Annotated in this window: 22 protein-coding genes; 11 read left to right on the top strand and 11 right to left on the bottom strand. The window is 48.4% G+C overall.

Features of this window, described 5'->3' with window-relative positions:
* Nucleotides 1–11: 11 nt before the first annotated feature.
* Nucleotides 12–404, bottom strand: a complete 393-nt coding sequence (locus FMS18_RS08310; protein WP_163293348.1) for a response regulator — start codon at nucleotides 402–404, stop codon at nucleotides 12–14.
* A gap of 609 nt (nucleotides 405–1,013) precedes the next feature.
* Between FMS18_RS08310 and FMS18_RS08305 the strand changes: the two genes are divergently transcribed.
* The 8 genes from FMS18_RS08305 (at nucleotide 1,014) to FMS18_RS08270 (ending at nucleotide 8,955) form a co-directional block, all read left to right on the top strand.
* Nucleotides 1,014–2,720 carry a PAS domain-containing sensor histidine kinase gene (locus tag FMS18_RS08305; RefSeq protein ID WP_163293346.1) on the top strand — a complete coding sequence of 569 codons (1,707 nt, stop codon included), beginning with the start codon at nucleotides 1,014–1,016 and terminating at the stop codon, nucleotides 2,718–2,720.
* 2 nt (nucleotides 2,721–2,722) lie between these two features.
* The gene (locus FMS18_RS08300; protein WP_163293344.1) at nucleotides 2,723–3,154 is read left to right on the top strand and encodes a response regulator; all 432 of its coding nucleotides are present in this window, start codon (nucleotides 2,723–2,725) and stop codon (nucleotides 3,152–3,154) included.
* Between the two features lie 30 nt (nucleotides 3,155–3,184).
* Complete coding sequence (locus FMS18_RS08295; RefSeq protein WP_163293342.1) at nucleotides 3,185–3,601, top strand: response regulator; 417 nt, start codon at nucleotides 3,185–3,187, stop codon at nucleotides 3,599–3,601.
* The gene (locus tag FMS18_RS08290) at nucleotides 3,573–3,965 is read left to right on the top strand and encodes a response regulator (RefSeq protein WP_163293340.1); all 393 of its coding nucleotides are present in this window, start codon (nucleotides 3,573–3,575) and stop codon (nucleotides 3,963–3,965) included. The genes FMS18_RS08295 and FMS18_RS08290 overlap by 29 nt, the downstream gene beginning before the upstream one ends.
* Nucleotides 3,966–4,018: 53 nt before the next feature.
* Entirely contained in the window at nucleotides 4,019–5,299 is a 1,281-nt protein-coding gene (locus FMS18_RS08285; RefSeq protein WP_163293338.1) for a sulfite exporter TauE/SafE family protein, read from the top strand.
* A 1-nt stretch (nucleotide 5,300) separates the two neighbouring features.
* Nucleotides 5,301–5,987 carry a hypothetical protein gene (locus FMS18_RS08280; protein WP_163293336.1) on the top strand — a complete coding sequence of 229 codons (687 nt, stop codon included), beginning with the start codon at nucleotides 5,301–5,303 and terminating at the stop codon, nucleotides 5,985–5,987.
* A gap of 119 nt (nucleotides 5,988–6,106) precedes the next feature.
* On the top strand, nucleotides 6,107–7,615 hold the full coding sequence (locus FMS18_RS08275) for an ATP-binding protein (protein ID WP_163293334.1): 1,509 nt from the start codon (nucleotides 6,107–6,109) through the stop codon (nucleotides 7,613–7,615).
* Between the two features lie 2 nt (nucleotides 7,616–7,617).
* Nucleotides 7,618–8,955, top strand: coding sequence for a sigma-54 dependent transcriptional regulator (locus FMS18_RS08270; RefSeq protein WP_163293332.1), 1,338 nt, complete (start codon nucleotides 7,618–7,620; stop codon nucleotides 8,953–8,955).
* A gap of 259 nt (nucleotides 8,956–9,214) precedes the next feature.
* On the opposite strand, the gene FMS18_RS08265 is transcribed toward FMS18_RS08270, so the two are convergent.
* The 9 genes from FMS18_RS08265 to FMS18_RS08225 all read right to left on the bottom strand — a co-directional run bounded on the left by FMS18_RS08265 (nucleotide 9,215) and on the right by FMS18_RS08225 (nucleotide 19,127).
* The gene (locus FMS18_RS08265; RefSeq protein WP_163293330.1) at nucleotides 9,215–10,348 is read right to left on the bottom strand and encodes an ATP-binding protein; all 1,134 of its coding nucleotides are present in this window, start codon (nucleotides 10,346–10,348) and stop codon (nucleotides 9,215–9,217) included.
* Nucleotides 10,349–10,690: 342 nt separating this feature from the next.
* Nucleotides 10,691–11,566 carry a lipoyl synthase gene (gene lipA, locus FMS18_RS08260; RefSeq protein ID WP_163293328.1) on the bottom strand — a complete coding sequence of 292 codons (876 nt, stop codon included), beginning with the start codon at nucleotides 11,564–11,566 and terminating at the stop codon, nucleotides 10,691–10,693.
* The gene (gene lipB / locus FMS18_RS08255; protein ID WP_163293326.1) at nucleotides 11,508–12,152 is read right to left on the bottom strand and encodes a lipoyl(octanoyl) transferase LipB; all 645 of its coding nucleotides are present in this window, start codon (nucleotides 12,150–12,152) and stop codon (nucleotides 11,508–11,510) included. Before lipB ends, lipA begins: the two co-directional genes overlap by 59 nt.
* A 246-nt stretch (nucleotides 12,153–12,398) precedes the next feature.
* Entirely contained in the window at nucleotides 12,399–13,586 is a 1,188-nt protein-coding gene (locus tag FMS18_RS08250) for a small ribosomal subunit Rsm22 family protein (protein WP_163293324.1), read from the bottom strand.
* Nucleotides 13,576–15,135 carry an ASKHA domain-containing protein gene (locus FMS18_RS08245; RefSeq protein ID WP_163293322.1) on the bottom strand — a complete coding sequence of 520 codons (1,560 nt, stop codon included), beginning with the start codon at nucleotides 15,133–15,135 and terminating at the stop codon, nucleotides 13,576–13,578. The genes FMS18_RS08250 and FMS18_RS08245 overlap by 11 nt, the downstream gene beginning before the upstream one ends.
* Before the next feature lie 132 nt (nucleotides 15,136–15,267).
* Nucleotides 15,268–16,065 carry a sirohydrochlorin cobaltochelatase gene (locus FMS18_RS08240; protein WP_163293320.1) on the bottom strand — a complete coding sequence of 266 codons (798 nt, stop codon included), beginning with the start codon at nucleotides 16,063–16,065 and terminating at the stop codon, nucleotides 15,268–15,270.
* Nucleotides 16,066–16,181: 116 nt separating this feature from the next.
* Nucleotides 16,182–17,960, bottom strand: coding sequence for a chemotaxis protein CheA (locus FMS18_RS08235; protein WP_163293318.1), 1,779 nt, complete (start codon nucleotides 17,958–17,960; stop codon nucleotides 16,182–16,184).
* Nucleotides 17,961–17,965: 5 nt separating this feature from the next.
* Entirely contained in the window at nucleotides 17,966–18,703 is a 738-nt protein-coding gene (locus FMS18_RS08230; RefSeq protein ID WP_163293316.1) for an Hpt domain-containing protein, read from the bottom strand.
* A gap of 28 nt (nucleotides 18,704–18,731) precedes the next feature.
* Nucleotides 18,732–19,127, bottom strand: coding sequence for a response regulator (locus FMS18_RS08225; RefSeq protein ID WP_163293314.1), 396 nt, complete (start codon nucleotides 19,125–19,127; stop codon nucleotides 18,732–18,734).
* A gap of 158 nt (nucleotides 19,128–19,285) precedes the next feature.
* Here FMS18_RS08225 and FMS18_RS08220 point away from each other — a divergent pair, with 158 nt between their 5' ends.
* The gene (locus FMS18_RS08220) at nucleotides 19,286–19,876 is read left to right on the top strand and encodes an RNA methyltransferase (protein ID WP_163293312.1); all 591 of its coding nucleotides are present in this window, start codon (nucleotides 19,286–19,288) and stop codon (nucleotides 19,874–19,876) included.
* 157 nt (nucleotides 19,877–20,033) lie between these two features.
* Here FMS18_RS08220 and FMS18_RS08215 read toward each other — a convergent pair whose 3' ends face one another.
* Entirely contained in the window at nucleotides 20,034–21,710 is a 1,677-nt protein-coding gene (locus FMS18_RS08215; RefSeq protein WP_163293310.1) for a glycosyltransferase family 2 protein, read from the bottom strand.
* Between the two features lie 201 nt (nucleotides 21,711–21,911).
* Between FMS18_RS08215 and FMS18_RS08210 the strand changes: the two genes are divergently transcribed.
* Together FMS18_RS08210 and FMS18_RS08205 are read left to right on the top strand one after the other, a co-directional pair.
* Nucleotides 21,912–22,520, top strand: a complete 609-nt coding sequence (locus FMS18_RS08210) for an L-threonylcarbamoyladenylate synthase (RefSeq protein WP_163293308.1) — start codon at nucleotides 21,912–21,914, stop codon at nucleotides 22,518–22,520.
* 1,314 nt (nucleotides 22,521–23,834) lie between these two features.
* Nucleotides 23,835–24,314 carry an NUDIX hydrolase gene (locus tag FMS18_RS08205; protein ID WP_163293306.1) on the top strand — a complete coding sequence of 160 codons (480 nt, stop codon included), beginning with the start codon at nucleotides 23,835–23,837 and terminating at the stop codon, nucleotides 24,312–24,314.
* Nucleotides 24,315–24,342 lie beyond the last annotated feature (28 nt).

Here is a 24,342-nt window from a genome sequence, read left to right as displayed (position 1 = left end):
AATCCCTATGTTTAAACCGCTTCATCTCTGCCGATGCGGCCTTGCCTTGCCGCATCCACAATTCTGTTTATCAGAATTTCGGTGTTTGCAGGCTTGAGCATTAAATCAAATGCTCCTGCGGTCATTGATGCAAGTGCACTCTTCATGTCCGTGTTTCCAGTAAGAACAATAACTTCCACTTGAGGATGTTCGGTTTTGATTATTCTCAGCACTTCAAGACCATTCATCCCCGGCATTTTCATATCCAGAACTACCACTTGATAGTCATGAGTTTCGAGTCGGTGTAACGCTTCCTCCCCACAAAGGGCGGTGCTTACATCTACCGCTCGTCTGCTCAGCCTCTTGGCCAGTACTGAAGAAAAACCTTCCTCGTCATCTACAAGAAGTACTCGAACACTTTTCATGTCCCCTCCGTAACTATGAACGTACAGTTACAATGAATATGCCAAACCGGAAGGTATTTTGCGCATAAAGACGCTTGCTCACATGGCTTTTGTTTGCTTATCCTGTTGATATTTAGGTCTTTTTGTCTGGGGAAGTAAGTTTGTACCAGCCGTTGAATCGATGGTGGGAAGATAGATTAAATGCAGCAGAATAAAGCTGGTATGCCTTTATTCAGGTTATCTTAATTTATGACGGGGTGTTTCGCCCCACCCGGTTGCAGTTGGGTACCTGGACTTTTGTGAAAAAGGTAACAGAGCCGGGAAGTGGGTCTAAAATGTACCAGCCGGGGCGTTCTGTACTACCGGGGCAAAATGTATCGATATGCATTGAATCGCCTTATATCCATGTTTTTCATTACTGGATTCATCCTTGCCCTTCATTAATATAAAGGCTCTTCATTGAACTGTAATAAAAGTATTATGTTTCAGCTGTTTACCGCAAAAAATCTAATCGTGGGGTAAAAAATCTCAGATGCCATTTATGGCACACCGCTTGCTCAAGGGGCATTAAGGACCACCCGTTTCAGACGGGGCGAAAATCTCAAGGCAAAGAGCAAAGCGGAAAAATATATGCAGACTGAAAAAAGAACATCTTACGACAAGCTTTCCCGCAAGATCGTGCTGACCGTAATTGCGGTTTCCATTGCACCGCTGATACTTGTGGGCGGGTTAATCTTTGATCAGTTCCGTTCCATTTATCGGGCCAAGGTTTATGCCCACCTCGCCGAAGTTGTGGATAAGCACAAAGACAACGTGAACAATTTCCTGCACGAAAAACAGGGCGAAATACAGTTCCTGAACCGTGCATTCACATACGACCAGCTAAGCGAACCTCAGTTCCTTGAAAGGACACTGAAGTCAATGCAACAGCAGTACGGGCGCATTTTTGTGGATCTGGGAATAATTGACAAAAGCGGCAGACAGGTTGCCTACGCAGGGCCTTTTGATTTGCTCGGAGCAGATTACTCCAATGCCGACTGGTACCTTAACAGCCGCAACAAGGTTTCCGGAATAAGTGATGTTTTCATGGGACTGCGGCAGTCTCCGCATTTCATCATCGCCATCAACAGCGATGACGGGGAACGCGAATGGACACTGCGCGCAACTATTGATTTTCTGGCTTTCACGCATCTGGTGGAGAACATCCGGATAGGAAAGACCGGATATGCATACATTCTTAATAAAAATGGAATCTTCCAGACCAGACCGCCGGCCAACAGAGACAGCAACCTGATGCTGACACCCTATGAAACCATCTCAAGTCCCAACCTTAACGAGAGTGTAACTATCCAACTCTCTGAAGGTAGCGACAATGAAAAATATATAACTGTTTCCTCTGTGCTCAAGGACGGTGATTGGAAGCTGGTCTATCAGCAAAATGCAAACGATGCCTTTTCAGCCATGATTCGCAGTGAATTTTTTACTCTGGTGATATTCCTGACCGGAGGACTCGGCATCATTGTAATGGTCGTATATCTTTCAAGAAAATTAATAATAAGGCTTCGAACTATAGACGAAGAAAGCGAAATGATGAACCGCCAGATGGTAGAAACCGGCAAACTTGCTTCAATTGGCGAACTGGCTGCAGGCATTGCCCATGAAATCAACAATCCGGTGGCCATCATGATCGAAGAGGCCGGCTGGGTCAGTGACCTGCTAGAAGATGAAGGCCGCTCCATGGCCTGCTACCCGGAGATTTTCAGAGCACTTGAACAGGTACGGACACAGGGTGGACGTTGCAAAAATATAACCCACAAGCTGCTGAGTTTCGCACGCCAGACCGACTCCAGAATTGCCGAAGTTTCCCTACCGGCACTGATTGAAGAAGTCGTAGAAATATCAATGCAGCAGGCTCGTTACGCCAGGGTTGAACTTTCACTGGATCTGGACCGCAACATGCCGCTGGTAAAGGCTTCAATTTCAGAACTTCAGCAGGTCTTTCTCAATCTGGTCAACAACGCCATTCAGGCTATGGAAAGCACCGGCGGCAAGCTGATGATCAGCTGTTACGCCGGGGATGAGATGGCTCATATCTCGATAGCAGACACTGGTCCCGGGATACCCGAGGCCTATCTGAGCAGGATTTTTGACCCCTTCTTTACCACCAAACCGGTAGGCAAAGGAAGCGGTCTGGGACTGTCTATCTGTTACGGACTGATCCACCGGATGGACGGGGATATAGAGGTTGAGAGCGGAGTGGGCATGGGAGCCCGGTTCAATATCAGACTGCCCCTGCCCGAAACCGGCAGCGGTCAGGAACAAACCAAGGAGGATTAACCATGATTGATGCAACCATTCTCTTCGTGGACGATGAACAAGCTTTCGTTGACGCAATGTCTAAAAGGCTGGAACGCAGAAACATGACGGTACATAAGTCCTTTGACGGAGATACCGCTTTGCGCCTGCTGAGCGAGAATCCGGGAATTGAAGTCGTCATTCTTGATGTCAAAATGCCTGTAAAGGACGGACTGGTAGTGTTGCGCGAGATCAAGAGAGATTATCCCAAGGTGGAAGTAATCATGCTCACAGGACACGCCACCGTTGAATCAGCAATCGAAGGTATGCAGAACGGAGCTTTCGACTACCTGATGAAACCCTGCTCCATCGATGATCTGATCGAAAAAATACGTGCAGCTGTGAAACTCTTTCATGATCACGAGGAAGAAGAGGTTAAGGCCAGAATCGACGATATAACTCATCGCATTGCTTAGTTCCGGCAATGAAGGCCTGACGGGTGCAAGATGGAAGACGGCAACAAACAAATAAGACTGCTCATTGTGGACGATGAGGTCGGTTTTGCGGAAGTACTGCGCAAACGCATGAGCAGGCGGGGCATTCTCGTCGAGACTGCCTACTGCGGTGAAGATGCGGTGAGGATGCTCCGCGAGAAAGAAATTGACGCAGCCGTTCTTGATTTGAAACTCGAGGGGATGGATGGAATAGAAATTTTAAAAATTTTCAGGCTGCTAGACCCGAAACTGCCTGTTTTGATGCTCACCGGCCACGGCTGCGAAAAGGCCGTTGCAGAAAGCATCAGACTGGGAGCGGAGGATTATCTGTCCAAGCCGGTGGATTTCAACCTGCTGCTTGAAAAAGTAAAGCAGGTATGCGCCCGGAAGGAGGTTCCCAGTGAAAGGGATAAAGATTCTTCTGGTTGACGATGAAAAGGATTTCTCCCGTATTCTTGCCCGCAGGCTGAATAAACGGGGGATGAATGTCAGCACGGCTTCGTGTGCGAGTGAAGCCATGGAGACACTCAGGCTTGATGAGATGGATGTTGTTCTGCTGGATGTCAAAATGCCCGGCAGGGACGGAGTCCGGCTCCTCGGAGAAATAAAAACGCTGTATCCGCAGATTGCGGTCCTGATGCTCACAGCTCACATAAACCCGGATCTGGTGATTTCCTGCCTCTCAATGGGGGCAAATGGTTACCTGACAAAACCGGCTGATATGGGCGAACTGACGGAAAAAATTGCGAATGCGGCCCTAAGCAGGAAGACTGCTCCGGTCGGCGAAAAGTGAACTTCCGCCCGGGGTGAAGGCACAACAACCAATTTTAATATGTGAGGCTAACCATGGGTTTTTTCAATCAATGGGGTAGATTTATGATGGCCGGGGCCGGTTATATGGCCCGCTGGGAAATAGACAACGCCAAGGCAATCATGGGCAGCAGAAAGCTGCGCATGGTTCTGGGGTTGATGCTCATTCCCGTTATTCTGGGCGGTATAGCTTTCGCCGATGACATTGCACCGATTTTACCGGATCTGCTCGGCGGCAAGAAATCGTACAGCCCTGCTTTCTACAGCTTCGGAATCTTTTTGGTTTCCATTGCCATCGGCATGGGGGCCGGGCTGATCACAGGCTGTATCGGCGCGGGCGGAGGATTCATTATCGCCCCCGCTCTGATGAGTGCAGGGATCAAAGGTATCCTGGCAGTGGGAACAGACCTGTTCCATATTTTTGCCAAAGCGATCATGGGCAGCGTTATTCATCGCAAAATGGGTAATGTATCCGTACCGCTGGCAGTCGTATTTCTTATCGGAGCGATTGGGGGAGCCACTGCGGGTGGTATAATCAACCGTGTCCTGTACGAAATCAACCCCGTACTTTCCGACGCGTTTATTACCACTGTATACTCACTTATGCTCGGGTTCCTCGGTTCCTACGCTATGTATGACTACCTGAAAGCACGCAAGTCCGGTTTCAGCGGTGATGCCCATGGCGGCGGCGAAGGTGCTGAGCTTGGTTCCGTCTGCAAGTCATTACAGTCCATAAACTTTCCGCCCATGGTGAAGTTTGATCAGGACCTCACCCCCGGCGGCCGTCAGATCTCATGGATATTCCTGGTTCTTTCCGGCGCGCTGGTAGGTCTGGCCGCAGGTATCATGGGCGTAGGCGGCGGCTTTCTGACCTTCCCCATCTTTGTATACGTACTTGGCGTTTCTTCCATGACCACTGTTGGTACTGACATCTTCCAGATTGTTTTTACCGCAGGCTTTGCATCAATCAGCCAGTACGCAATCTACGGCTTTATTTTCTACACTCTTGCCATGGGCATGCTGCTCGGCTCCTTGCTGGGTATCCAGATCGGCGCACTGGTAACCAAGGTTGTTCCCGGCGTTACCATACGCGGCTTCTACGCCATGGCTGTACTGGCCGGTTTCGTAAACCGTATTTTCGCACTTCCCGGCAAGCTTGGTGAAATGGGCTACATTCCCATCTCCCCGGCAATGGGTGAAATACTAAACACTATTGGTATCTGGGCCTTCTTCGTGGTCATCGGCGGATTTTCGGTATGGGTAATCGGAACATTCCTCAAGAATATCAAAAAGCTCAAGGTAGAAGGAGCGCACTAAAATGATAGTTAACAGGAAAGAATTTAGTGGTGGTCTGGCCCTGCTCGCCTTCTTCTTCGCGGTACTGATCGTAATGTTTCAGCCCATCTTTGACGGCAAGAATTCCATGGCCTATCTGGATGCGATGTACAACTCCATCTCCAAGGGGTCGGTAAACTATATCGATCCCCTGCGGGAAGAAGTAAAAGAACTCAATAACAAGGATGTAACCCTGAACCTGAAGTTCAGCTCAAAGATTCAGGCCGAACAGTCCGAAAAGCTATTCCATCGGGCCGGCGTAAAAACCAGTCTCAACGGCAGCAATCTTGAAGTAAGCGGTCCCATTGCCGCCATGCTGAACAGCAGTCTGGATGACGCGGAACTGATGTACCACAACAAGGCGGAAGATATTCAGTCCAAATACGGTATTGAGGCTCGCAGGACTACATTCAACTGGTGGACCAGTCTCGGACTGATGGAAAAATCCCTGAACTCTCAGGAAGAGTTTAAAATTGCCAAGGTAACATCAACCGTGCTGAAAAAAGCTGTAGAAACTGCATACAACTACTATGAAATCGAGCCGCTTAAAATAATGGACAAGCTCGGTCTGGTCATCTTCTCACTTGTCTTCTACGTAGTTTACACTTTGTGGTACGGATTCGCCATCCTATTCGTATTCGAAGGATGGGGACTCAATATCGGTCATTAGCAACCGAAACGTACCTCCCTTAGAACTGCGGACGATCCGGCTCCCTCCAGTACCGGATCGTCCGTACACACTTTACTCCCATCAATATTCGCCTTATTCTTGAAAATGGGGACGTAAATATGAATCTTCAGGAATACTACGACACCATAATGCAGCTCAGCCACGGCATAGTGGTTACCCTTGATTTGAACGGCGGAATTATTCACGGTAATTCCCGGCTGGAATCACTTACCGGATATTCCATGAAGGAACTGGCCGGAAAGGACTGGTTTGAAACGTTCATATCCGAGGACCAGCGTGATGAAGCCAGAAAAGAAATTCTTGGCAAGACTGAACAACGTGAAATTTCGAGAGTTTCCGGTAATCTTCGTTCCCGTGACGGGGATAAGGTATATATTGATTGGAACTTAAAGGCATTGAGTGATTCCGACGGCAATATCATAAGTATTCTTTGTGTCGGTCAGGATGTTACAACTCATATGCTCAGGCAAAAAGGTCTGCTCAGGGAACGGTTTACCCTTATTGAGCGCAATAAAGAACTTAACTGCCTGTTCGAGATAAGCAAGCTCGGCGGCGATGTTACGCTGGGGCTCAAGGAAACCCTTGAAAGAATCACCAAACTGCTGCCTTCAGGATTTCAGAATCCCGGAAAGACCCATGTCCGGTTGCGGGTGGGGAGTCTCAGCTGGGAGACTGACGGTTTCACCAAAACTGAAAATATTCTGGTTGAATCGGTGGAATCAGGCCGGGAAATCCGCGGAAATATAACTGTGGCCGTGGAAAACGACGGCCAGCAGGGTGAAGGTGAGTCTGTCTTTATAGATGATGAAAAGGATCTGCTGACCACTGCTGCGCAACAGGTATCCATTATTGTGGCCAAGAAGGAGATCAAGTCTGCCAAGCAGGAACTTGAGCAACAGTTGCGTCAGGCGGACCGATTGGCCAAAATCGGCCAGTTTTCGGCCGGCGTGGCTCATGAAATAAATGAGCCGCTGGCAAATATTTTAGGCTATTCTCAACTTGCCCTACAGACACCGGAGCTTCCGGAACAGGTCCGCTCGGATCTGGACAGCATAGTTGAGTCATCGCTGCATGCACGTGAAATTATCAAGAAAATAATGTTCTTCAGCCGGCAGTTGCCTCCGCAGTTCATCCCCACTAATCTCAATGAAACTATCGGGCAGGCTCTGCGCATAACCGAGACAGCCGCCAAACGCAGCAATATTGAAATCAACTGCAAGTTTGATGATAATCTCCCACTTGTCTCAGCTGACCCGCAGCATATCAAGCAGGTCATCGTCAATTTGGCCGCCAATGCAATACAGGCCATGGGTGACGGGGGAAAACTGACTATAAAAACACTAAACAATAAAAATGATGCCTATATTGTAGTGCAAGACAACGGTCCCGGTATTGCGGCAGAGGAACTGAAGCAGATTTTTAATCCTTTTTTCACCACAAAAGATGTGGACAAAGGGACCGGGCTGGGGCTTTCAGTGGTCCTTGGCATTGTGAAGGCACACAACGGATTTATCCAGGTTCACAGTGAACCGGGCCAGGGAACCCGTTTTGAAGTGGCTTTGCCCTGTATACAGAACGACCAGCCAATAAATAATTTGACGGACTAAACATGAGTGAAAAGATAAGAATTCTGGCAGTTGACGATAGTAAGAGTACTCTGGAGGTACTCAAGCGCAATCTTGAATCAAGCGGATATGAAGTGCTTACCTGCCTGCGGGTGGATGAGGCCCTGCCTCTGCTTGATGAATATGATATTGATATCGTCATAACAGATTTCCGAATGCCTCAAGCTACCGGGCTGGACCTCATCAGACACGTACGAGAGAACCATCGCGACGTTGAAATAATGATGATCACCGGCTATCCGTCAATATCCGGTGCTGTTGAGGCCATCAAGGACGGTGCAGGTGAATACCTGCCCAAACCTTTTACAACTGAAGAGTTGCTCACAGCCATGGACCGCATTGAAAAAAGAGTCCTCCGCAGGCGGGCGGTCAAAGTTGTTGAGAACCCTGAAGAGAGTTATGGAATAGTTGGTAGTTCGCCTGGAATGCAGCTGATTTTCCGCCGTATCAGCAAGGCTGCTTCCACCAATGCCAATGTACTGATTTCCGGTGATTCCGGTACAGGTAAGGAGCTTGTCGCCCGTGCTGTACATTACCACAGTGACCGCAGAGCTGCACCATTTGTACCGGTTAACTGCGCTGCAATTCCTGATTCTCTGGTGGAGAGTGAACTTTTTGGTCACGTAAAAGGTGCGTTTACCGGAGCCAAGGAAGGGCGGGCCGGTTTCTTTGAGGTCGCCAATGGTGGATCTGTTTTTCTGGATGAGATAGGGGATGCAAGCCCCAATATGCAGGCCAAGCTGTTACGCGTGCTTCAGTCAAAGGAATTCTGTAAGGTGGGATCAAGCGTGGTTCATACTGTTGATACCCGCATTCTTGCTGCAACCCACAGGAACCTGAAGCAGCTGGTGGTGGACGGATCTTTCCGCGAAGATCTCTATTACCGTCTTAATGTGGTTGATGTTCCGGTGCCTTCATTGGCCGAGCGAGGGGATGATATCCTTATTCTGGTCAGCAATTTTCTGGTCAAGTTTTCCCAATCCATGCAACGCCCCACACTGGGCATAACTGATGAAGCTCTACAGGCTCTGCGAAACTATTCATGGCCCGGCAACGTCCGCGAGCTGGAAAACCTTATTCAGAGGCTGGTTGTAATGGTGGATCACGATCCTATCGAGGTGAATGATCTGCCTGCCAACATGCGTTTCAGTCTCCCCGTAGACAGCCGGGTGGACCGTTCACTTGCGGACGTAGAGCGTGAGCACATCAAAAATGTACTGGCCATGACCAATAACAATAAGACCCGTGCGGCCGAGATTCTGGGCATCAACCGAAAGACACTGCGAGAGAAACTCAAGCGAACGGAGGCTTCGCAGCAGTAGCTCCTCATATTCTTATTAAATATCAATTAGACCAACAGCTCCTGATTACTCATTTATTAAGTAATCAGAATCAGCTTCATGAGTATCTTTGTGCGTTGTTGGTCTTTCCGAAGCGAAGATTGAAGTCTGCTTGGAAGGCAAAGGCTGTTCGCTATAATTTGTTCTCGAAGTAGTTTCAGCATCCCCTGCAATGGTTTGGGAGTTTAATCAACGGAATACGTGTCGATGATTTGTGTATGTATCTCTCGCTACACCTGACTTATTCGCGTTTCAGCCAGGCTTTCATGACTGGATCCACAACACGCCAAAGACCATCGTGGTCAGCATCCTGTTCAATCAAATCTTGGGCAACCAATGCCTTTCTTGCGTATGCGACATTGGATGAGATCAAATCGTGACGTTGGCAATAGTCAGCAGCCGTCAATTGATGGGTAGGTTCAACGGCTAGAGACTTCAGGAGTTTTATCTGATTTGCAGGCAGGGTAGTAAGAAGCATTTCAAAGCCGGGACTGGCTTGTTCTAGCACGGCTTCAGTTGCTTCTAGGACTGCCGTTTGATCTACAGTCGTCTCAGTTACGCTAAAAGCAAAATAGCCGTATTGCTGGGCATAAAAACCATAGCCGTAAGAAAGTGTCGCCAGTTGCTCAGCAATTGTTCGGGGGCACTTTTTCCCAGCTAAAGCAAATTGATCCATGTAGTACTGAATCAGGTCTTCAATTGGCAGCGGGGACAGGCTTTTAATGATAGCACTTTTGAAGAAAGAGCGTTTGGGATCCTCAAACATTTCTTTCAATACAGCTCGTCGACTTCCAATGAAAATGTGTGAGAATTCCTGAAATTGGATTTGAGTTCTTAGTAGGCCTTCAATGCCGTCGCTGCCGTTGAGACGGGTAATTTCCTGAAATTCATCAAATGCGATAATTATGCGATTATCGACTTTTTCAGCCATGGTCTGCAAGTCCGACATGACTTGCTCTAGAAGCTGCCTGCCTGCAATCCCAGCTTGCGGAATAGCTGAGAATGAGGGAGTGCCGTCAGGGTTGAGCTGCATGCTTGGTGAATATGAAGTGAGGGTTTTCTTTGCCCAGCGCATGGCTTTTTCAAATGTCGATTCTCTTGCGTAAATTGCAGCATAAATTCCTTGAGCTATTCTTGCCGCTACGTCTTTTTCAGAGTCCAATTTTTCGAATGACACATATATAGTCAAATATTCATCACTGCATTGATGCAAAACTCTTCGTACCAGAGATGTTTTCCCGTATCTCCGCGGAGAACTTAATACTATGTCAGAACCATTTTGAGCATATTCTTTGAGTTTCTGAAGAATTTCTATTCGGTCACAAAATGGACTTTCCACCGGAATAGGTTTGAATATGAATGGGTTTTTATTCATCTGTTTGCTCCAAGAAAGTTGTTACAATTTTTTTGTAATTAGTTTTTTGTAATTGAGCAATGTTTTTTAGGGGTATTTCATTTGTATTTTTTAAATGTAATTGTCTAGCATGGTATGCTCTAAGGTATTGTGGGTGAACAAAAGGGAATAGGGGGCTGTCTCAACAACAGTATTGAGTGTATACCCTGCGCTAAAAACAAAAAGTCACCCACATTTGTAATCAATAAATGTGGGTGACTTTTTATCTTATTAGTATATGGGATCATTGCTCAGTCGCGATTAGCGTTGTGCCAGTCGCGATTATCAATGTACAGTCGCGATTAGCGATGTAAATGACAAGAACTAAAGTTTGTCAAAAGCCTCAGCCGCATTAAAGCTGGACCTAACAAGCGGTGCACAGAACATGTGCGGCACACCGAGTTTTTTGCCGTATTCGGCGTATTCCTCGAATACTGACGGTTCCACGTATCTTTGTACTGCCGGGTGCGCTTTTGAGGGGCGCATGTATTGGCCGATGGTGATGATATCGCAATTTATGGCCGCGAGGTCGTCGATAACCTGATAGATCTGCTCGTCTGTTTCGCCGAGGCCGACCATGAGGCCGGATTTTGCGTGGATGTCGCTGAGCTGTTTGACCCGTTCGATGAGCTCCAGACTCTGCCGGTAATCTGCCTGCGGGCGGATTTCCTCGTAGAGCGCGGGCGGTGTTTCCACATTGTGGTTGATGACGTCCGGTTTGGCGGCGATGACTGTTTTCAGTGCCTCAAGGTTGCCCCTGAAATCGGGAATGAGTACTTCCACCTTGCATTCGGGATGTTCGGCGCGGATACGTTCGATGGTTTCCGCAAAATGGGCCGCACCACCGTCGTCCAGATCATCGCGGGTAACCGAAGTTATGACCGCGTATTTCAGGCCCAGACGGGTAACCGCCTCTGCCACCCGGCGCGGTTCGTCCGTATCCAGCGGCTTGATTTCACCGGGACAGATGTTGCAGAAGGCACAGTCGCGGGTGCAGTTGCTGCCCATGATCAGGAAGGTCGCCACCTTGCGTGAGAAACATTCCCAGCAGTTGGGGCATTTCGCTGACTGGCAGACTGTATTCAAATTCAGGTCTTCCAGCATCTTGCTGGTGTTATTGAAAGTTCTTCCGGTGGGCAGTTTAACCCGCAGCCATTCCGGTATCCGTAAATATTTTTCCGAATTCTTCTCTGAAGACATTTTTTACTTCCTCGGTAGAAATTTCTTTTCCAGCCTCTCTTGAAAGAGAGGTGGGGTGTGCGCCGTGTAGCCCGCAGAGGGTAATGGCGTCGAAAAGTTTCATATCGCTGGAAACATTGAATGACAAGCCGTGGTAGGTGATCCATTTCTTGACCCCGATGCCGATGGAGCAGAGCTTGCCGGGGCCGACCCAGACTCCGGGCCTACCTTCGCTTCTGGCTGCTTCTACGCCGAACCGGGCAGCAGTACGAATCGCGGTTTCTTCCATGTCATGGAAGAATTTTTTGATGCCGCCGCGTCGTTTTTCAATGCGCATAACCGGGTAGACAACCATTTGACCGGGGTAGTGGCAGGTAATGTTGCCGCCGCGAGTTGTCTGGATCACTTCCGCGCCCATTGCGTTTAATGCTTCTTCACTGATGAGCAGGTTTTCAAGTCCGCCCTGTCTGCCTAATGTGACAACAGGAGGGTGCTCCAAAAGATAGAGGGCTTCGCATGCGTTGCCCTCCATTACTTGTTTCAACCTTTCAAGTTGGACCTGTTCTGCTTCTTTGTGGGAAATTAATCCCAGATCTATAAATTCCATAAGAGTCTTTTGATGCGCTTCGCGCTTTTGATAAATAAAGTTTGCCTCCGGCGGCTGGGGAACCTTTTAGTAAGCTTCGCATGTAATGCGCTAAAGTGACCTTCGGATATACAAACGGCGAAGCCTAATAAAAGGTTTTGGGATTCTTGCACTAGCTCTTAGGTGAGCGGTCTTCCGCGAGTCTTAGAGATAGCGACAGTGAAACAAACCCTTTTGCAAAAGGGTTTAAGCCGCCGGAGGCATTTCTTAATTCTTTTTATTTTTCTCTTCAAACTTGCGCTTGTCGTGCTCGCGAATGGGCAGGGGTACGATAAGTGCGCCGGACTTTTCGTCCCGCTTTTCCTCTTCAGGAACGGGCATACCGATAAGTCCGCCGGGATACAAGGTTTTTGCACCGCCTTGCGCAGAGAGCAGGATTTGACCTTCAGCTGCACAGCCGTACTGACCGAAACCGCCTTCATCGAGCCTGAAGGATTCGGATACAGCGCGGATACGCATTTCACCTTCGCGCGGTGCTTCGATTTCTTCCTTGCGCAGCCCTACATAAAGAAAGCTAAGACTTACGTTGTCCTTTTCAAGACGACACTGGGCTGAAAGTTTCTGCAACCATGCCGGGGCGTGTTCGGAATCAAAATTGAAGTGACACCATGCCTTGCCCTGTTCACCGTTCATAGGACATTCCTGTTCATGGGTGCAGGGACCGAGGATGGGAAATCCGGCTTCGACAAATTGTCCACGGATTACGGAAAGAACTCGTCCTGAGCGGCGGATGCCCGGTTCGATGATCAGGATTCTGCCTTCCGGGGCCAGCTTGTGGACCATGGACATGCAGAATTTTTCCGCCCAGACAGGCAGAGGAATGCGTGTGCCGGCGGAAGCCTCGTTGACCATGTTGGCAGTGACCAGCAGATGTGCTCTTTCACGCAGCTTGGAGGTGGAGCCACCTTTGACGTTGACCATACGCCATGGTGATTTTTCACCGGCCAGTGCCTGAAAGAGCTTGGCTCCTTCGCGCATGGGTTTCGGGGTGCGGTCAACATTGATAAAGGTCAGTTTTTTCTCGCGCAGATCCGGCCTTGCGATCCACAGGGCCTGAGCTACGGTAAGTGGTCCGGCTCCGAGGTCAACGACAATGCCGTTGTCGGGCAGGTTGATATCCAGTCCCTGAAACAACCTTGCAAGGCGGTAGAGGTTCCAAGGCAGGAAATAGCGCAGATATGCGTTCAGGCTACGCGGGTCGCCCATGTAATCGTTGGACAGGCCGGAGCGTTCCCCGGTCAGGTCGCGGGAAAGGTCGCGGATGGCGTAGGGCAGTTCATGGCTGTGCTTGCTTTTAAGCGGAACTGTTTTTTGCAGAATTTTTAAGTAGTTATTTAATAGTTTTGTTACATCATTAGTCGGCAGGGGGAAAAGTGAACTTACTTTAATAGACATATTTGAAAATTATCCTCGCAAGATATTTATCGCCGAAATCGTTGCTTCCGGCCAGTTCCAGAACTTTGGAACGGCTGGGCAGGCTGGCGGCGAAATCCCTTGCTTTTTTATTGTGTGTTAAAATTTTTGCTCCCGTTAAGGAAGTATTTCCTGCGGCGCGGGTGATTGCACTGCTTTCCGCAGGGATGAATCCGGTTGTTACCAGATCATTTATGTTTACATGCTGGCCCATGGCCCCGCCGAGAATGAGTTCTTTTAGATCGGAAGGAGCCAGCCCTGCTTCATTCAGCAAGGCGGACATGGCGAGGTTGAAGGCTGCTTTAACTTTTAATATTTCTTCCACATCCGGGGCCGGAAGGGTCAAGCCTTCATGTCCCAGATCAAGGACCGGAGTCCCATTAATTTTTGTCAGTTTATCGGCCAGCTTTGCAGCAAACGGGGTGTTTCCCGCACCGAACTGACCTTCACGGGTCAGTACGCCGGATTTGAGCAGCAGGGCGCAGAGCGATAGATACCCTGTTCCGGTGATGCCCGGTTTTTGATTATGTTCCGGTTTTTCCGCTTTGATGGTTGAAGGCGAGAGTCCTTGCGGGGTCAGCGTGAAAGCAGATACTGCCCCCGGTCCGGCCGTGCGTCCATTGCTCATGCCTACTCCTTCAAGGGCCGGGCCCATGGGAACCGAGGAGACAATGTATTCATCCTCTGAAAGGCAAAGCACGAATTCGCCGTTTGTGCCGAGATCCGCGAAGAGATACGGCGGCTGCGCTTTGGGCTCGGAAAAATTAAGCGCTACAATTCCGGCTGTTATATCTGCACCAACAAACGGAGCCAGATGTGGCGGGATGTACGCTTCGGGGAGCTTTGCGTCAAGCTTTACTCTTTCCCCTCCTTTGCTGGGCAGAGCGTAGGGTGCACGGCTTAAGCTTTGCACATCGTCCTGCGCGAGGATGGAAGTCATGGACGGGTTGCCGGAAACAGTAAGTTCTTGGACCGGTGCGGTTTCGGCGATGATTGCTCTCAGCCGGTCCGTAACCAGTTTTGAAAGGATTTTTCGCTGTTCCGGTTTTGCGGCAAAAGCCAAGCGGGACATGACCTCGCTGCCCAGCCCCATCTGGGGGTTTAGCTCCTGCCCGGATTTTACGGTCCTGTCCTCAATAGTGAACGCCCAGTGCAACCCGGTGGTGCCTAGGTCCACGGCGAGGGCCAGGTTGTCGGGAAAGTTTTTGGAAAAATTGTCTGATACGCGCGGCACGACCCGTTCCGGCTCAGGCAGAAATATTGTTGCCGGGGTTGCCGGATGCAGACAGGAAAGCCGCCAGCCGGATTCTATTTCTGCGGCGGAAAATTTTAGCAGCTCTTCCTTGCGCGGCTCGGGCGGTGTAGATTCAAATCTCACTTTGCACAGGCCGCAACGTCCCATACCGGAACAGAGAGGCACTCCTTTGAATGCTCCGTTCAGGAAAAGAGTTTGGGCCATGTTCAACCCGGTTGCGGGGGCTATCTCCATAACTTTGCTGTTATGGCAATGCACCGTGAGACTTGTTTTCATTGCTTTCCGGTCTGTTAAAAAATTAACCGCACCAGCATAATGTATATGCGGTGCGGAGTACAATCAAGTGGGAAATTTTTGGGGACAGGTAATAAATTGTGGTGGCGTGGAGCCTGTTTTCAAAATTTCAAATTATGATTCAAGCAGGCTGATGGCTTTTTCAAGTTTGTCCATCCAACGTTGGGCGAAAATATCGAATTCCCCGACTCCCTGCACAACCGGGATCGGTTCAATGCCGCGTGAGGCCACAACATTCATCCATGATCCATCGTGTTCTCCGGCCATGTCCTTTTTTACATGGTTTCCGGCTCCGAAAAGCAGGGGAAGCAAATAGGCTTTTTTAACCCCGGATTCCTTGATACTATCGCTGATTTTTTCAATGCCGTCTTCGGAGTTGAGTTTGCCGAGGTAGGCATTTTGATCTTTTGCTTCCAGTACGTCTTTAAATCTATCATAGATGGAATTACCGCTCTCGGAATATTTGGAACCGTGGGCCACAAGGATCAAAGCCTCATTCTGCGGGTCGCGTTCTTTTATCAGGCTCAGGATGATATCGGAAATTTCATCTATTTCCTGATCATTTGTCAGCAGCGGTTCACCAAGTACTGCTTTTTCAAATTCAATTTCGCCCTTGTCGACCCGGTCCAGCAGTCTGCTGATATTGGTGAATTCCGAGCCGGGGATAACATGCAGGGACTGAACGACCACATGAGTGAATCCTTCTTCAGCCAGATTCTCAAGATTTTGTTTCACGGAGGGCAGCTTTTGGCCTTGTTCACGTAGTTTTTTGAGTACGTGTCCGGAAGTAAAGGCACTATAGACCGGGATGTCCGGGTGAGCTTCTTTTGCCATCTTCAAAATATTGCCCAGTGCCGAACTTGCGGCCCTGTTTTTTGATCCATGTGCTGCAAAAAGGATGGCTTTTTTCATCTGGTATTTCCTGCGCTGTTAATTGTCTGTTTCGTGAACACGCATGCATAGCAGACAAAGCCCATAGAGAAAAGTTTTTCCTACAGGGTGAAATTGCGCGATGATACTGAATTTTTTTAGGCTTCCCCTTCCATGTGTGCGGCAATCAACGTTTCCGTATCCACCACAAGGGCGTCGTGTTCGCCCATCATTCCGAAGCCGAGGATGGGAAGTTTATAGATGGAATTTACCGGCAGGGTAAATCCGGTGACCACTGCTTTCTGCTGGCGCAGGACTTCGTCAACGAGAATGGCGACAACCGTCTCGCCCAATTTCACCATGATGACTTTGGGAATAACTTCGGCTGTGGGGTCCGGGAGGTCAAAGACTTTGTGCATACGGATCAGGGAGTGGACTTTGCCGCGAACTGATACGGTTTCCCGGCCATCGGGAAGGTCTGTGAATTCTTTTTCCACCGGTTCGTACACTTCAAGTACTTCCCGGCTGGGGAAGATGAAGGTTTCCGGGCCGACAGAGGTGATCAGGGCATCCACAATTCCTTCGTTTACCGAGCGGCTCAAAGGGATGCTGATGGTGAAAGTCGAGCCTTTGCCCAGTTCACTGGTAATGGATACTTTTCCGTCAAGTGTATTTTGGATGGCGGCAACAACTGCGTCCATACCTACTCCGCGTCCGGAAATATCAGTGACTGCACTGGCTGTTGAAAAGCCGGATTGCAGGATGAATTCGTAAATTTCTTCTTTGGTGTATTCTTTTTCCGGATCGGCGAGACCCCGTTCAAGGGCTTTGTTGAGCAGGATATCGGCATCAAGTCCCTTGCCGTCGTCGATAATTTCTATGTAGGCGAATTCGCCCTGACGGTAGGCTTTCAGGTCAACTTTGCCGACTTCGTCTTTGCCGCACATCTGGCGGTCTTCGGTGGTTTCAACTCCGTGGTCAAGAGCGTTGCGCAGCAGGTGGACCAGCGGTTCGTTAAGACACTCCACAATGGTTTTATCCAGTGCCAGTTCTTCTCCGGTGATGGTGAACTTGATGCGTTTATTAAGCTTCTGGGAGGTTGATTTAACCAGCCTGTGCATGGGCATGAAAATCTGCTTTAGCGGAACCATCCTGATTTCATCCACTTCCGATTGCAGGTTGCGGATGACTTTATCCAACTCGGAAAGGCTGGATGAAATTTTGGAAATATTGTCCGCCTTGGTTTGGGCGATGACCGCATAGGTGACCATCAGCTTACCCACCAATTCGATGAGGGAATCAAGCTGCTGGGTGGAAACGCGAATGGATGAGATAGCCTGCGCATCCTTTTTTTTAGCGGGAGCAGGTTGGACTTTTGTGCTCTTTTCTTCATCTGGAATTTGTTTTGCGGCTGCGGCAACCGGTTCAGATTCAATTTTGTCTGCGGATTTGTCTGTCTGTTTCTGTTGTTTTTCTTCTGTTGTAACTGGCGGAGTTTCAGGCTGTGCATCCACTTTTTCCCAGCCCTCTTCTTCGTCGGGAGTTTCCCCAGTCATGGCCATCATCTCGGCCATCATTTCCTGTTCATATTTATCGGGTGCTGTGGCAATTATCTCTTGGTCTTTTATGCCGCATGCGGAAGCGTCTTCTTTTCTTGAATCAACCGGAGCCCCACCTTGATCAAGCAGTCCCCCGATGCAATAGAAGAATTTTTTTTGAGCTTCGGCAATATCAAGCAGGGAGGTGATAAGGTCCGGGGTTATGGGGGTAATGCCGTCAGCCAGCATATCCATGAGGGCGATGATCTGGGCCGACCTCATCTGGGCGTTATCAAGTCCCAGTGCGTTCAAAATATCATTAATATCACCGGCTCCGTGCTCAAGGCCGATGATTGATTCTTGAATCTGGCTTATGCAACTGGAAATACTGTCCTTCATTATCCTCAAACTCCGCTGTTGTTCAGAAAGCTTTCCCTGCTGTCAAAAACAGTCAGATAGCGTTGGAAGCCCCATGAAAAAAAAGTGCTTGTACAGTGGCTGTTCATGCCGGTGATGCCTATTTCGAAATTATCGGAATAGGAAGCGATCAGTTCAAAAAACGCAGATCCTGCGGACAAAGTGATTCCGAAATCAAAAAGGAGTTTGTTTGTTCCGTTTACAGATTGCAGGTTTTCTTCCACCTGCTTTAGCTGTTCGGAACTGTAGAGCCTGTTGACTTTAATGTTAAATATCTGTGCATCAGGTAGTGTTTCAACTTCGATGGGATTTATACCGGATTCATCCGCGGTTCCGGTTTTTTGCCCTTCCCCGCAGAGCCTGGCCTCAATGTCGTCAGTGAGTTCTTGATCAAAACTGCCGGATTCCCGAAGCTGTTCGATAAGCATGAAGATCGTGTTGACGGACTCAATCGCCAGAGCAATCTGCATAAGGTCTGCCTCAACCTCTCCGGCTTGCATTTTTTTCAAAAAATCTTCCACTTTGTGGGTAAAGGTGGAAGCCGGCTCAAACCCGGACATGAATCCGGTAACCCCTTTAATGGTGTGCAGCGGGCGCGAGAGTACCTCAATGCCTTCCTCAATGCGTTGTTCATCAAGGAGGTCGATTCCTTCAAGTACCTGCGGGTAGTACTTGTCGTTTACTTCGGAGAAAAATTCTTCAACAAGGGAATCGTCTTCACTCATTTTGCAGATGCTCCATCAGCCGGAAAGATTATTTGTTCATGAGCCCGATTTTTTCGAGCTCTTCGTAAAGTTTGTCCCTGTTTACCGGTTTGACGATGAATGCTGAGGCTTCAACATCATGGAAAGACCGGATGACTGTTTTTGGATCGTCAAGTGCTGTGGTCATGACCACCTTACAGTGGTTGATCATTCCTTTTTCTTTTTCATAGTTTCTGATCTCTTCAAGGGCGGATAGTCCATCCTGTTCTGGCATCATGATGTCCATAAGAATTAAGCTGTATGGATCACCTTCATCAAAAGCCAGTTTGTATGCCTCAACCGCTTCTCTTCCGTTTACCGCGACATCAATCACGAAAAGTGGAGCCAGAAAGGTTGAAAGCAGCTTTCTTCCTACAAACTCATCCTCTGCTATCAGCGCACGCATTAAAGCCTCCGTGAAAATATATATCCTCTGAAATCATTACATATCATCTTTTTTAAATCAATCTAATGTCGTTCTAAATAATCTGCTTTATGCTGCGTTGTAAGCTGTTTTGGTCCCGCCCCTTGCAAACTTGCAAAAGGTTGGGTACCCAGTACGCCATGGAAAGACAGAGAACACCCCAAAGAGAAGCAAGAGTCCGGGAAGTTCTGGCCAAACGCCAGAAAGATTTTACCCTGATTGTGGATAATGTCTGGGACCCCCACAATGTTTCGGCCATCCTTAGAAGCTGCGATGCTTTCGGCATCTACGGCATACATTTGTATTATACTGTATCACAATGGCCTGAACTTGCAAAAAAATCTTCAGCTTCAGGTAAGAAGTGGGTTGAGCGTACCAAACATACCGATCCGGTAAAGATGGTCGGAGGGCTGCGTGAGCAGGGATATCAGGTTGTTAGAACCGGTTTTTCCGAGACTGCAAAGCCGCTTATGGATTTTGATTTCAGCACCCCTTCAGCGGTTATTTTGAGCAATGAACACAGCGGAACCGCGCCGGAACTGGCAGAATTGGTTCCCGATGAAGTGTACATCCCCATGCAGGGCATGATCCAGAGCTTCAACGTTTCCGTTGCCGCAGCTTTGATCCTGTATCACGGATTTTCTCAGCGATTCGCAAAAGGAATGTACGACAATCCGTCTTTTTCTCCCGAAGAGATGGAAAAGCTTACCGCTGAATGGCTCGCCAGATAGCCGATAAAGCACCATCTGCTGCGTAAAGTGAATTGTTAGCGAGTTCCCGAGCTTACAAGACCTTACCCTTGAGGGCGCGCAAAAAATCCCGAAGCTCACGTATGTTTGTATACGTTTCGCTCCGGTCCTTTTTTTGCGCCTTACATCTGGCACTTTCTCAGCTATCTGGGGATAGGACCTCTGCAAGCTTTTTCCATTTGCGGTCTACATCCTGCCAGAGCATGGCCATGTCTTTTCCGAAAAGGACGCTTAGGTCGTGCTCGCTGTATTTGCTTTCCAATTTTATCTTGTTACCGAAAACCTGAGCCATGGAGCGTACATTACTCGCTTTGGCAAGGCTTGAGTGCTGGATGTGCCCGATGCGTAATTGTCCGGCGTAAACATGCTCATATCCGCCAAGGGTTGCGCGAAGATCCCGTTCAAGGTCATCGAACTGGGTGGGGTTGAAACGCACGTCAAAATCACCGCATTGGTGGATCGCCTCCATATTCAGCATGTGGCAGCAGCCGGAAACGTGCATTGCCGGGCGGGTGTAGGAAAATTGTCCGTAGTCAAAGCCGTTGCGGCAGCTGTCAAAGACCATGAGATGTTCGGTCAGTCCTTCAATTTGCGAAGTGCCGTTTCCCGGAGGGAAAAGGTGGTAATCCGCAGATTGCAATGAGCGGGGTGTCCCTGTGGAGGTTATTCTGCATCCCACAGCTCCGGGATTGTTATACGCCTGTGCTGTCGCCAGCAGTTCTTCCAGCCAGTTCGGTTCCAGTTCCACATCATCATCCAGAAATACAGCCCATTTGGCTTTGCGCACTTCCGGTTCGGCAAGCAGCCAGTTGCGGGCCGCCGGGGCTCCTACATTCACTTGCAGGTGGATAGGTTTATAATGTCCTTTTTTAAAAAGATATTGCGCTTCATTTATAACCTGTCCGGTGCTGTCATCAGAACCGTTGTTCAGGGCGAATATCCGCGCATTGCCGATATTTGATGCCGCAACATTTTTAAGCGTGTTCTCGATCAACTGCCCGTTGTTCCAAGAATAGAGCAGAATGGCGACTTCATCTGAACGGTTGAGGGCATTAGATGTTTCAATGGGATTGAGCAATCCGTGAAGCTTCTGGCCCCAGTTCAGGTTCCAAATGTTATTTTTCCAGAGTCCAGCCAGTAGATCCGTGCCTTCTTCTGTCTGCCCGGAGCGGAGCAGCAGTTCACTACGCATGTAATTCTGCCACAATGACCAGATGTTATGGTCCAGACCTTCAAGGTCTTTAAAGGTTTCTTCTGGTGAGCCGTATAAAAAGTTGTACTGTGTTTTAAGTCTCTGTTTAAGTTGGATTAAATTGTCATTCCAATTAACCAGATCAAGGGCGGTACGGGGCAACTCTGCATTGCCCATGCGTAGCAGGGTATCCCATGCATGGGTCAGCCAACTCAGACCGTCCGGCCCCCGCAGCAGGGGGAAGAGATGGCGGATAATGAGGGCTTGGTCTCCGGCCTGAAGCAGATTGTCCAGATCCTGAAGTGGGATGTCCGATGCCGGGGAATTTATCAGGGTTTGCAAAATGCTGATCAGTGCCGGCGGGCACGAAGAATCGTTCAAGCTCATACAGCGTATAGCCGCAGCCCGGTCAAGAGGATTTTGCTGCCACGCCAGCAGGGCCAGCCCGGAGCTGGCTTCCTCAAACTGTTGATTAGCAGATGAAAGATGTTGAAAAACATTTATAAGTCCGTTCTGGTGGGAAAATTCTTCAGTTCCCATAACCCAGAGAGGGACGGTGTCTTTAACTGCTGTAAGAAAGGTCTCTACTTTTTCAGTTCCAAAATTGTGTGTGGCAGCAACCATTTGTCATCTCCATTTGTTCACGTGCGAGCTGTGTCTTTTAATATGATAAATGGGTGCTAAAGTCATGCTGCTTCTGTAGTGTTTATTGTAGTTAGTTAATAATGATATTTCTGACATAGTAAAAGATGCTGGACATAAGGCATAAAGCTGGTATTAATAGTCGCTCCGTATGCCGTAATGTGTTTTTGGAGTTAAACAGGTATGAGTGAACAGGAAGCTGTAAATATAATAAGGACTGGCGGGGTTTTAGTTTATCCCACAGAAACCCTTTTTGCCATTGGTGCGGATGCCATGGACGAAAGGGCTGCGAATCGTGTTGCCCGTATCAAAGGGCGTCCGGTGTCCAAGCCTTTACCGCTTATTATCGGTAGTATTGACCAGCTTGACCTTGTTACTGAATCTGTTTCCCCTGAACTGCTCAAGCTTACCAACAAGTTCTGGCCCGGACCTCTTTCCATTCTGGTTAAAGCGCGGGAGGAGCTTCCTTCCGCTGTTAAGGATTCAAGGGGCTATACTTCCGTACGTTGGACCGAGCATGCGTGTGCTGCTGAGCTGTGCCTTAAAGCCCACACTCCGCTTGTAGCCACCAGTGCCAACATGAGCGGCAAACCGGGAACCGGCATTGCCGCAGAGCTGGATGAAGAGCTGACCATAATGGTGGAAGGCGTCTATAATCCAGATCCCGGCCCCAAAGGAGGCGAACCTTCAACTGTTGTGGAACCGCTTGAAGGTAACCGGGTGAAGGTCTACCGTGATGGAGTGGTTACTCGCGAGCAGTTGATTCGTGCCGGATTTGTGATTGCGGATTAATATTCTTTTTGAAATAGATTTTTCGGACCTGTCTTTAGTATTAAGGACAGGTCTTTTTTATTTGTGCGGTAAAAAATATTTTACCCCCGATGCCTGTTTCATCCGGTATTTGTTTGTCAGGTAAAAAATATTGTACTGAATTGCTGTTTTTAAGATGGACTGTTTATGTTTCTTAAAGTCAGTAATTACTTATGCTTAAGTGTGTTTTTATGGTTGTTTTTGACTTTGGCACAGCGGTTGCTAGATAGAGATTACCTTCAGACTTTTGCTGAAAAAAATGCTGAAACGGGCCCCGTCGGAAATGACCGACGGGGCCTTTTTCATTGTGGAGGGAAAATCATACGTACTGAGTTTATGAAGTGGGAGGATTTGTAGCGGAGCATGCTGGATAAAAAAATATGTTCTTGCTGGGCCGCAAATCCGGTAAAAAATATTTTACCCCCGATGCCTGTTTCATCCGGTATTTGTTTGTCAGGTAAAAAATATTGTACTGAATTGCTGTTTTTAAGATGGACTGTTTATGTTTCTTAAAGTCAGTAATTACTTATGCTTAAGTGTGTTTTTCTGGTTGTTTTTAACTTTGGCACAGCGGTTGCTAGATAGAGATTACCTTCAGACTTTTGCTGAAAAAAATGCTGAAACGGGCCCCGTCGGAAATGACCGACGGGGCCTTTTTCATTGTGGAGGGAAAATTATACGTACTGAGTTTATGAAGTGGGGGAATTTATAGCGGAGCATGCTGGATAAAAAATATGTTCTTGCTGGGCCGCAAATCCGGTAAAAAATATTTTACCCCCGATGCCTGTTTCATCCGGTATTTGTTTGTCAGGTAAAAAATATTGTACTGAATTGCTGTTTTTGAGATGATCTGTTTGTGTTTATTAAAGTTAGTAATTATAGGCGTTTGGCTGTGTTTTTTGGTCGTTTTTGATTTTGGCACAGCGGTTGCTAGATAGAGATTACCTTCAGACTTTTGCTGAAAAAAATGCTGAAACGGGCCCCGTCGGAAATGACCGACGGGGCCTTTTTCATTGTTACGGGATAAAATATAATTTTGCTCCAGTGTTAAGGGGGCCGCAGAACCGGGTAAACAGCTTGATAGAAGGGGGATTGTCTGAACGAAGGGACCGGGCGCAGGGTGGTTAAATATTTTGAACTCAAGCGGACTGTGTTACAAAGGTGGACTTTTAGAAAAAAATGCAGATTCCCTTGTAATGAAATTCCATTCGCGTTATTTATAGGAACTGATTGTCAGTTGTAACCTATGTGTAAAAGTTAATATATTTGCAGTAGATCAAAGAAAGGCTGTTTTTCATGCTCGGATCAAAACCGTGTCCCCATTGCGGAAAAGATGTTGTTCATTACCGCAATCCTGTTCCCACTGTTGATGTTGTAATTTACGACCCTACCCTTGGAGTTGTGCTTATTGAGCGCAACAATACTCCTTTGGGCTGGGCTTTGCCCGGAGGTTTTGTCGATTACGGGGAAACCCTTGAGCATGCTGCCGTGCGTGAGGCAAAAGAGGAAACCGGGCTTGAGGTGGTTCTGACCGGATTAGTCGGGGTTTATTCCATGCCCTGCCGAGATGACCGCCAGCATACCATCAGCGTTACCTACAGCGCGGTGACCAGCGATGTTTCCGCTTTGCAGGCCGGGGATGATGCCGGAAGGGCGTGTTTTTTCAAATTGGACAGTCTGCCTGATCTTGTTTTCGATCATAGGGACATTCTTAGCGATTTTTCTTCAAAATTGATCCGCTTGCAGGATCATGCTGCCGTGGGCAGTAAAGAATAACAAGCTGAAAATTGGGGGGAGTTTGAGC

Source organism: Desulfovibrio sp. JC022 (assembly GCF_010470665.1).
Taxonomy (GTDB): Bacteria; Desulfobacterota; Desulfovibrionia; order Desulfovibrionales; family Desulfovibrionaceae; genus Maridesulfovibrio.
The sequence above is the reverse complement of the archived record's forward strand: the minus strand, read 5'-3'. Positions and strand labels throughout refer to the sequence as shown.

What these genes read in the sequence shown, in the direction of transcription:
- lipB (WP_163293326.1), bottom strand. Translation starts at nt 12,152, where the DNA reads ATGGAATTTATAGATCTGGGATTAATTTCCCACAAAGAAGCAGAACAG.
- FMS18_RS08205 (WP_163293306.1), top strand. Translation starts at nt 23,835, where the DNA reads ATGCTCGGATCAAAACCGTGTCCCCATTGCGGAAAAGATGTTGTTCAT.
- FMS18_RS08240 (WP_163293320.1), bottom strand. Translation starts at nt 16,065, where the DNA reads ATGAAAAAAGCCATCCTTTTTGCAGCACATGGATCAAAAAACAGGGCC.
- FMS18_RS08285 (WP_163293338.1), top strand. Translation starts at nt 4,019, where the DNA reads ATGGGTTTTTTCAATCAATGGGGTAGATTTATGATGGCCGGGGCCGGT.
- FMS18_RS08280 (WP_163293336.1), top strand. Translation starts at nt 5,301, where the DNA reads ATGATAGTTAACAGGAAAGAATTTAGTGGTGGTCTGGCCCTGCTCGCC.
- FMS18_RS08310 (WP_163293348.1), bottom strand. Translation starts at nt 404, where the DNA reads ATGAAAAGTGTTCGAGTACTTCTTGTAGATGACGAGGAAGGTTTTTCT.
- FMS18_RS08250 (WP_163293324.1), bottom strand. Translation starts at nt 13,586, where the DNA reads ATGTCTATTAAAGTAAGTTCACTTTTCCCCCTGCCGACTAATGATGTA.
- FMS18_RS08295 (WP_163293342.1), top strand. Translation starts at nt 3,185, where the DNA reads ATGGAAGACGGCAACAAACAAATAAGACTGCTCATTGTGGACGATGAG.
- lipA (WP_163293328.1), bottom strand. Translation starts at nt 11,566, where the DNA reads ATGTCTTCAGAGAAGAATTCGGAAAAATATTTACGGATACCGGAATGG.
- FMS18_RS08270 (WP_163293332.1), top strand. Translation starts at nt 7,618, where the DNA reads ATGAGTGAAAAGATAAGAATTCTGGCAGTTGACGATAGTAAGAGTACT.
- FMS18_RS08235 (WP_163293318.1), bottom strand. Translation starts at nt 17,960, where the DNA reads ATGAAGGACAGTATTTCCAGTTGCATAAGCCAGATTCAAGAATCAATC.
- FMS18_RS08300 (WP_163293344.1), top strand. Translation starts at nt 2,723, where the DNA reads ATGATTGATGCAACCATTCTCTTCGTGGACGATGAACAAGCTTTCGTT.
- FMS18_RS08220 (WP_163293312.1), top strand. Translation starts at nt 19,286, where the DNA reads ATGGAAAGACAGAGAACACCCCAAAGAGAAGCAAGAGTCCGGGAAGTT.
- FMS18_RS08230 (WP_163293316.1), bottom strand. Translation starts at nt 18,703, where the DNA reads ATGAGTGAAGACGATTCCCTTGTTGAAGAATTTTTCTCCGAAGTAAAC.
- FMS18_RS08265 (WP_163293330.1), bottom strand. Translation starts at nt 10,348, where the DNA reads ATGAATAAAAACCCATTCATATTCAAACCTATTCCGGTGGAAAGTCCA.
- FMS18_RS08210 (WP_163293308.1), top strand. Translation starts at nt 21,912, where the DNA reads ATGAGTGAACAGGAAGCTGTAAATATAATAAGGACTGGCGGGGTTTTA.
- FMS18_RS08245 (WP_163293322.1), bottom strand. Translation starts at nt 15,135, where the DNA reads ATGAAAACAAGTCTCACGGTGCATTGCCATAACAGCAAAGTTATGGAG.
- FMS18_RS08215 (WP_163293310.1), bottom strand. Translation starts at nt 21,710, where the DNA reads ATGGTTGCTGCCACACACAATTTTGGAACTGAAAAAGTAGAGACCTTT.
- FMS18_RS08305 (WP_163293346.1), top strand. Translation starts at nt 1,014, where the DNA reads ATGCAGACTGAAAAAAGAACATCTTACGACAAGCTTTCCCGCAAGATC.
- FMS18_RS08275 (WP_163293334.1), top strand. Translation starts at nt 6,107, where the DNA reads ATGAATCTTCAGGAATACTACGACACCATAATGCAGCTCAGCCACGGC.
- FMS18_RS08225 (WP_163293314.1), bottom strand. Translation starts at nt 19,127, where the DNA reads ATGCGTGCGCTGATAGCAGAGGATGAGTTTGTAGGAAGAAAGCTGCTT.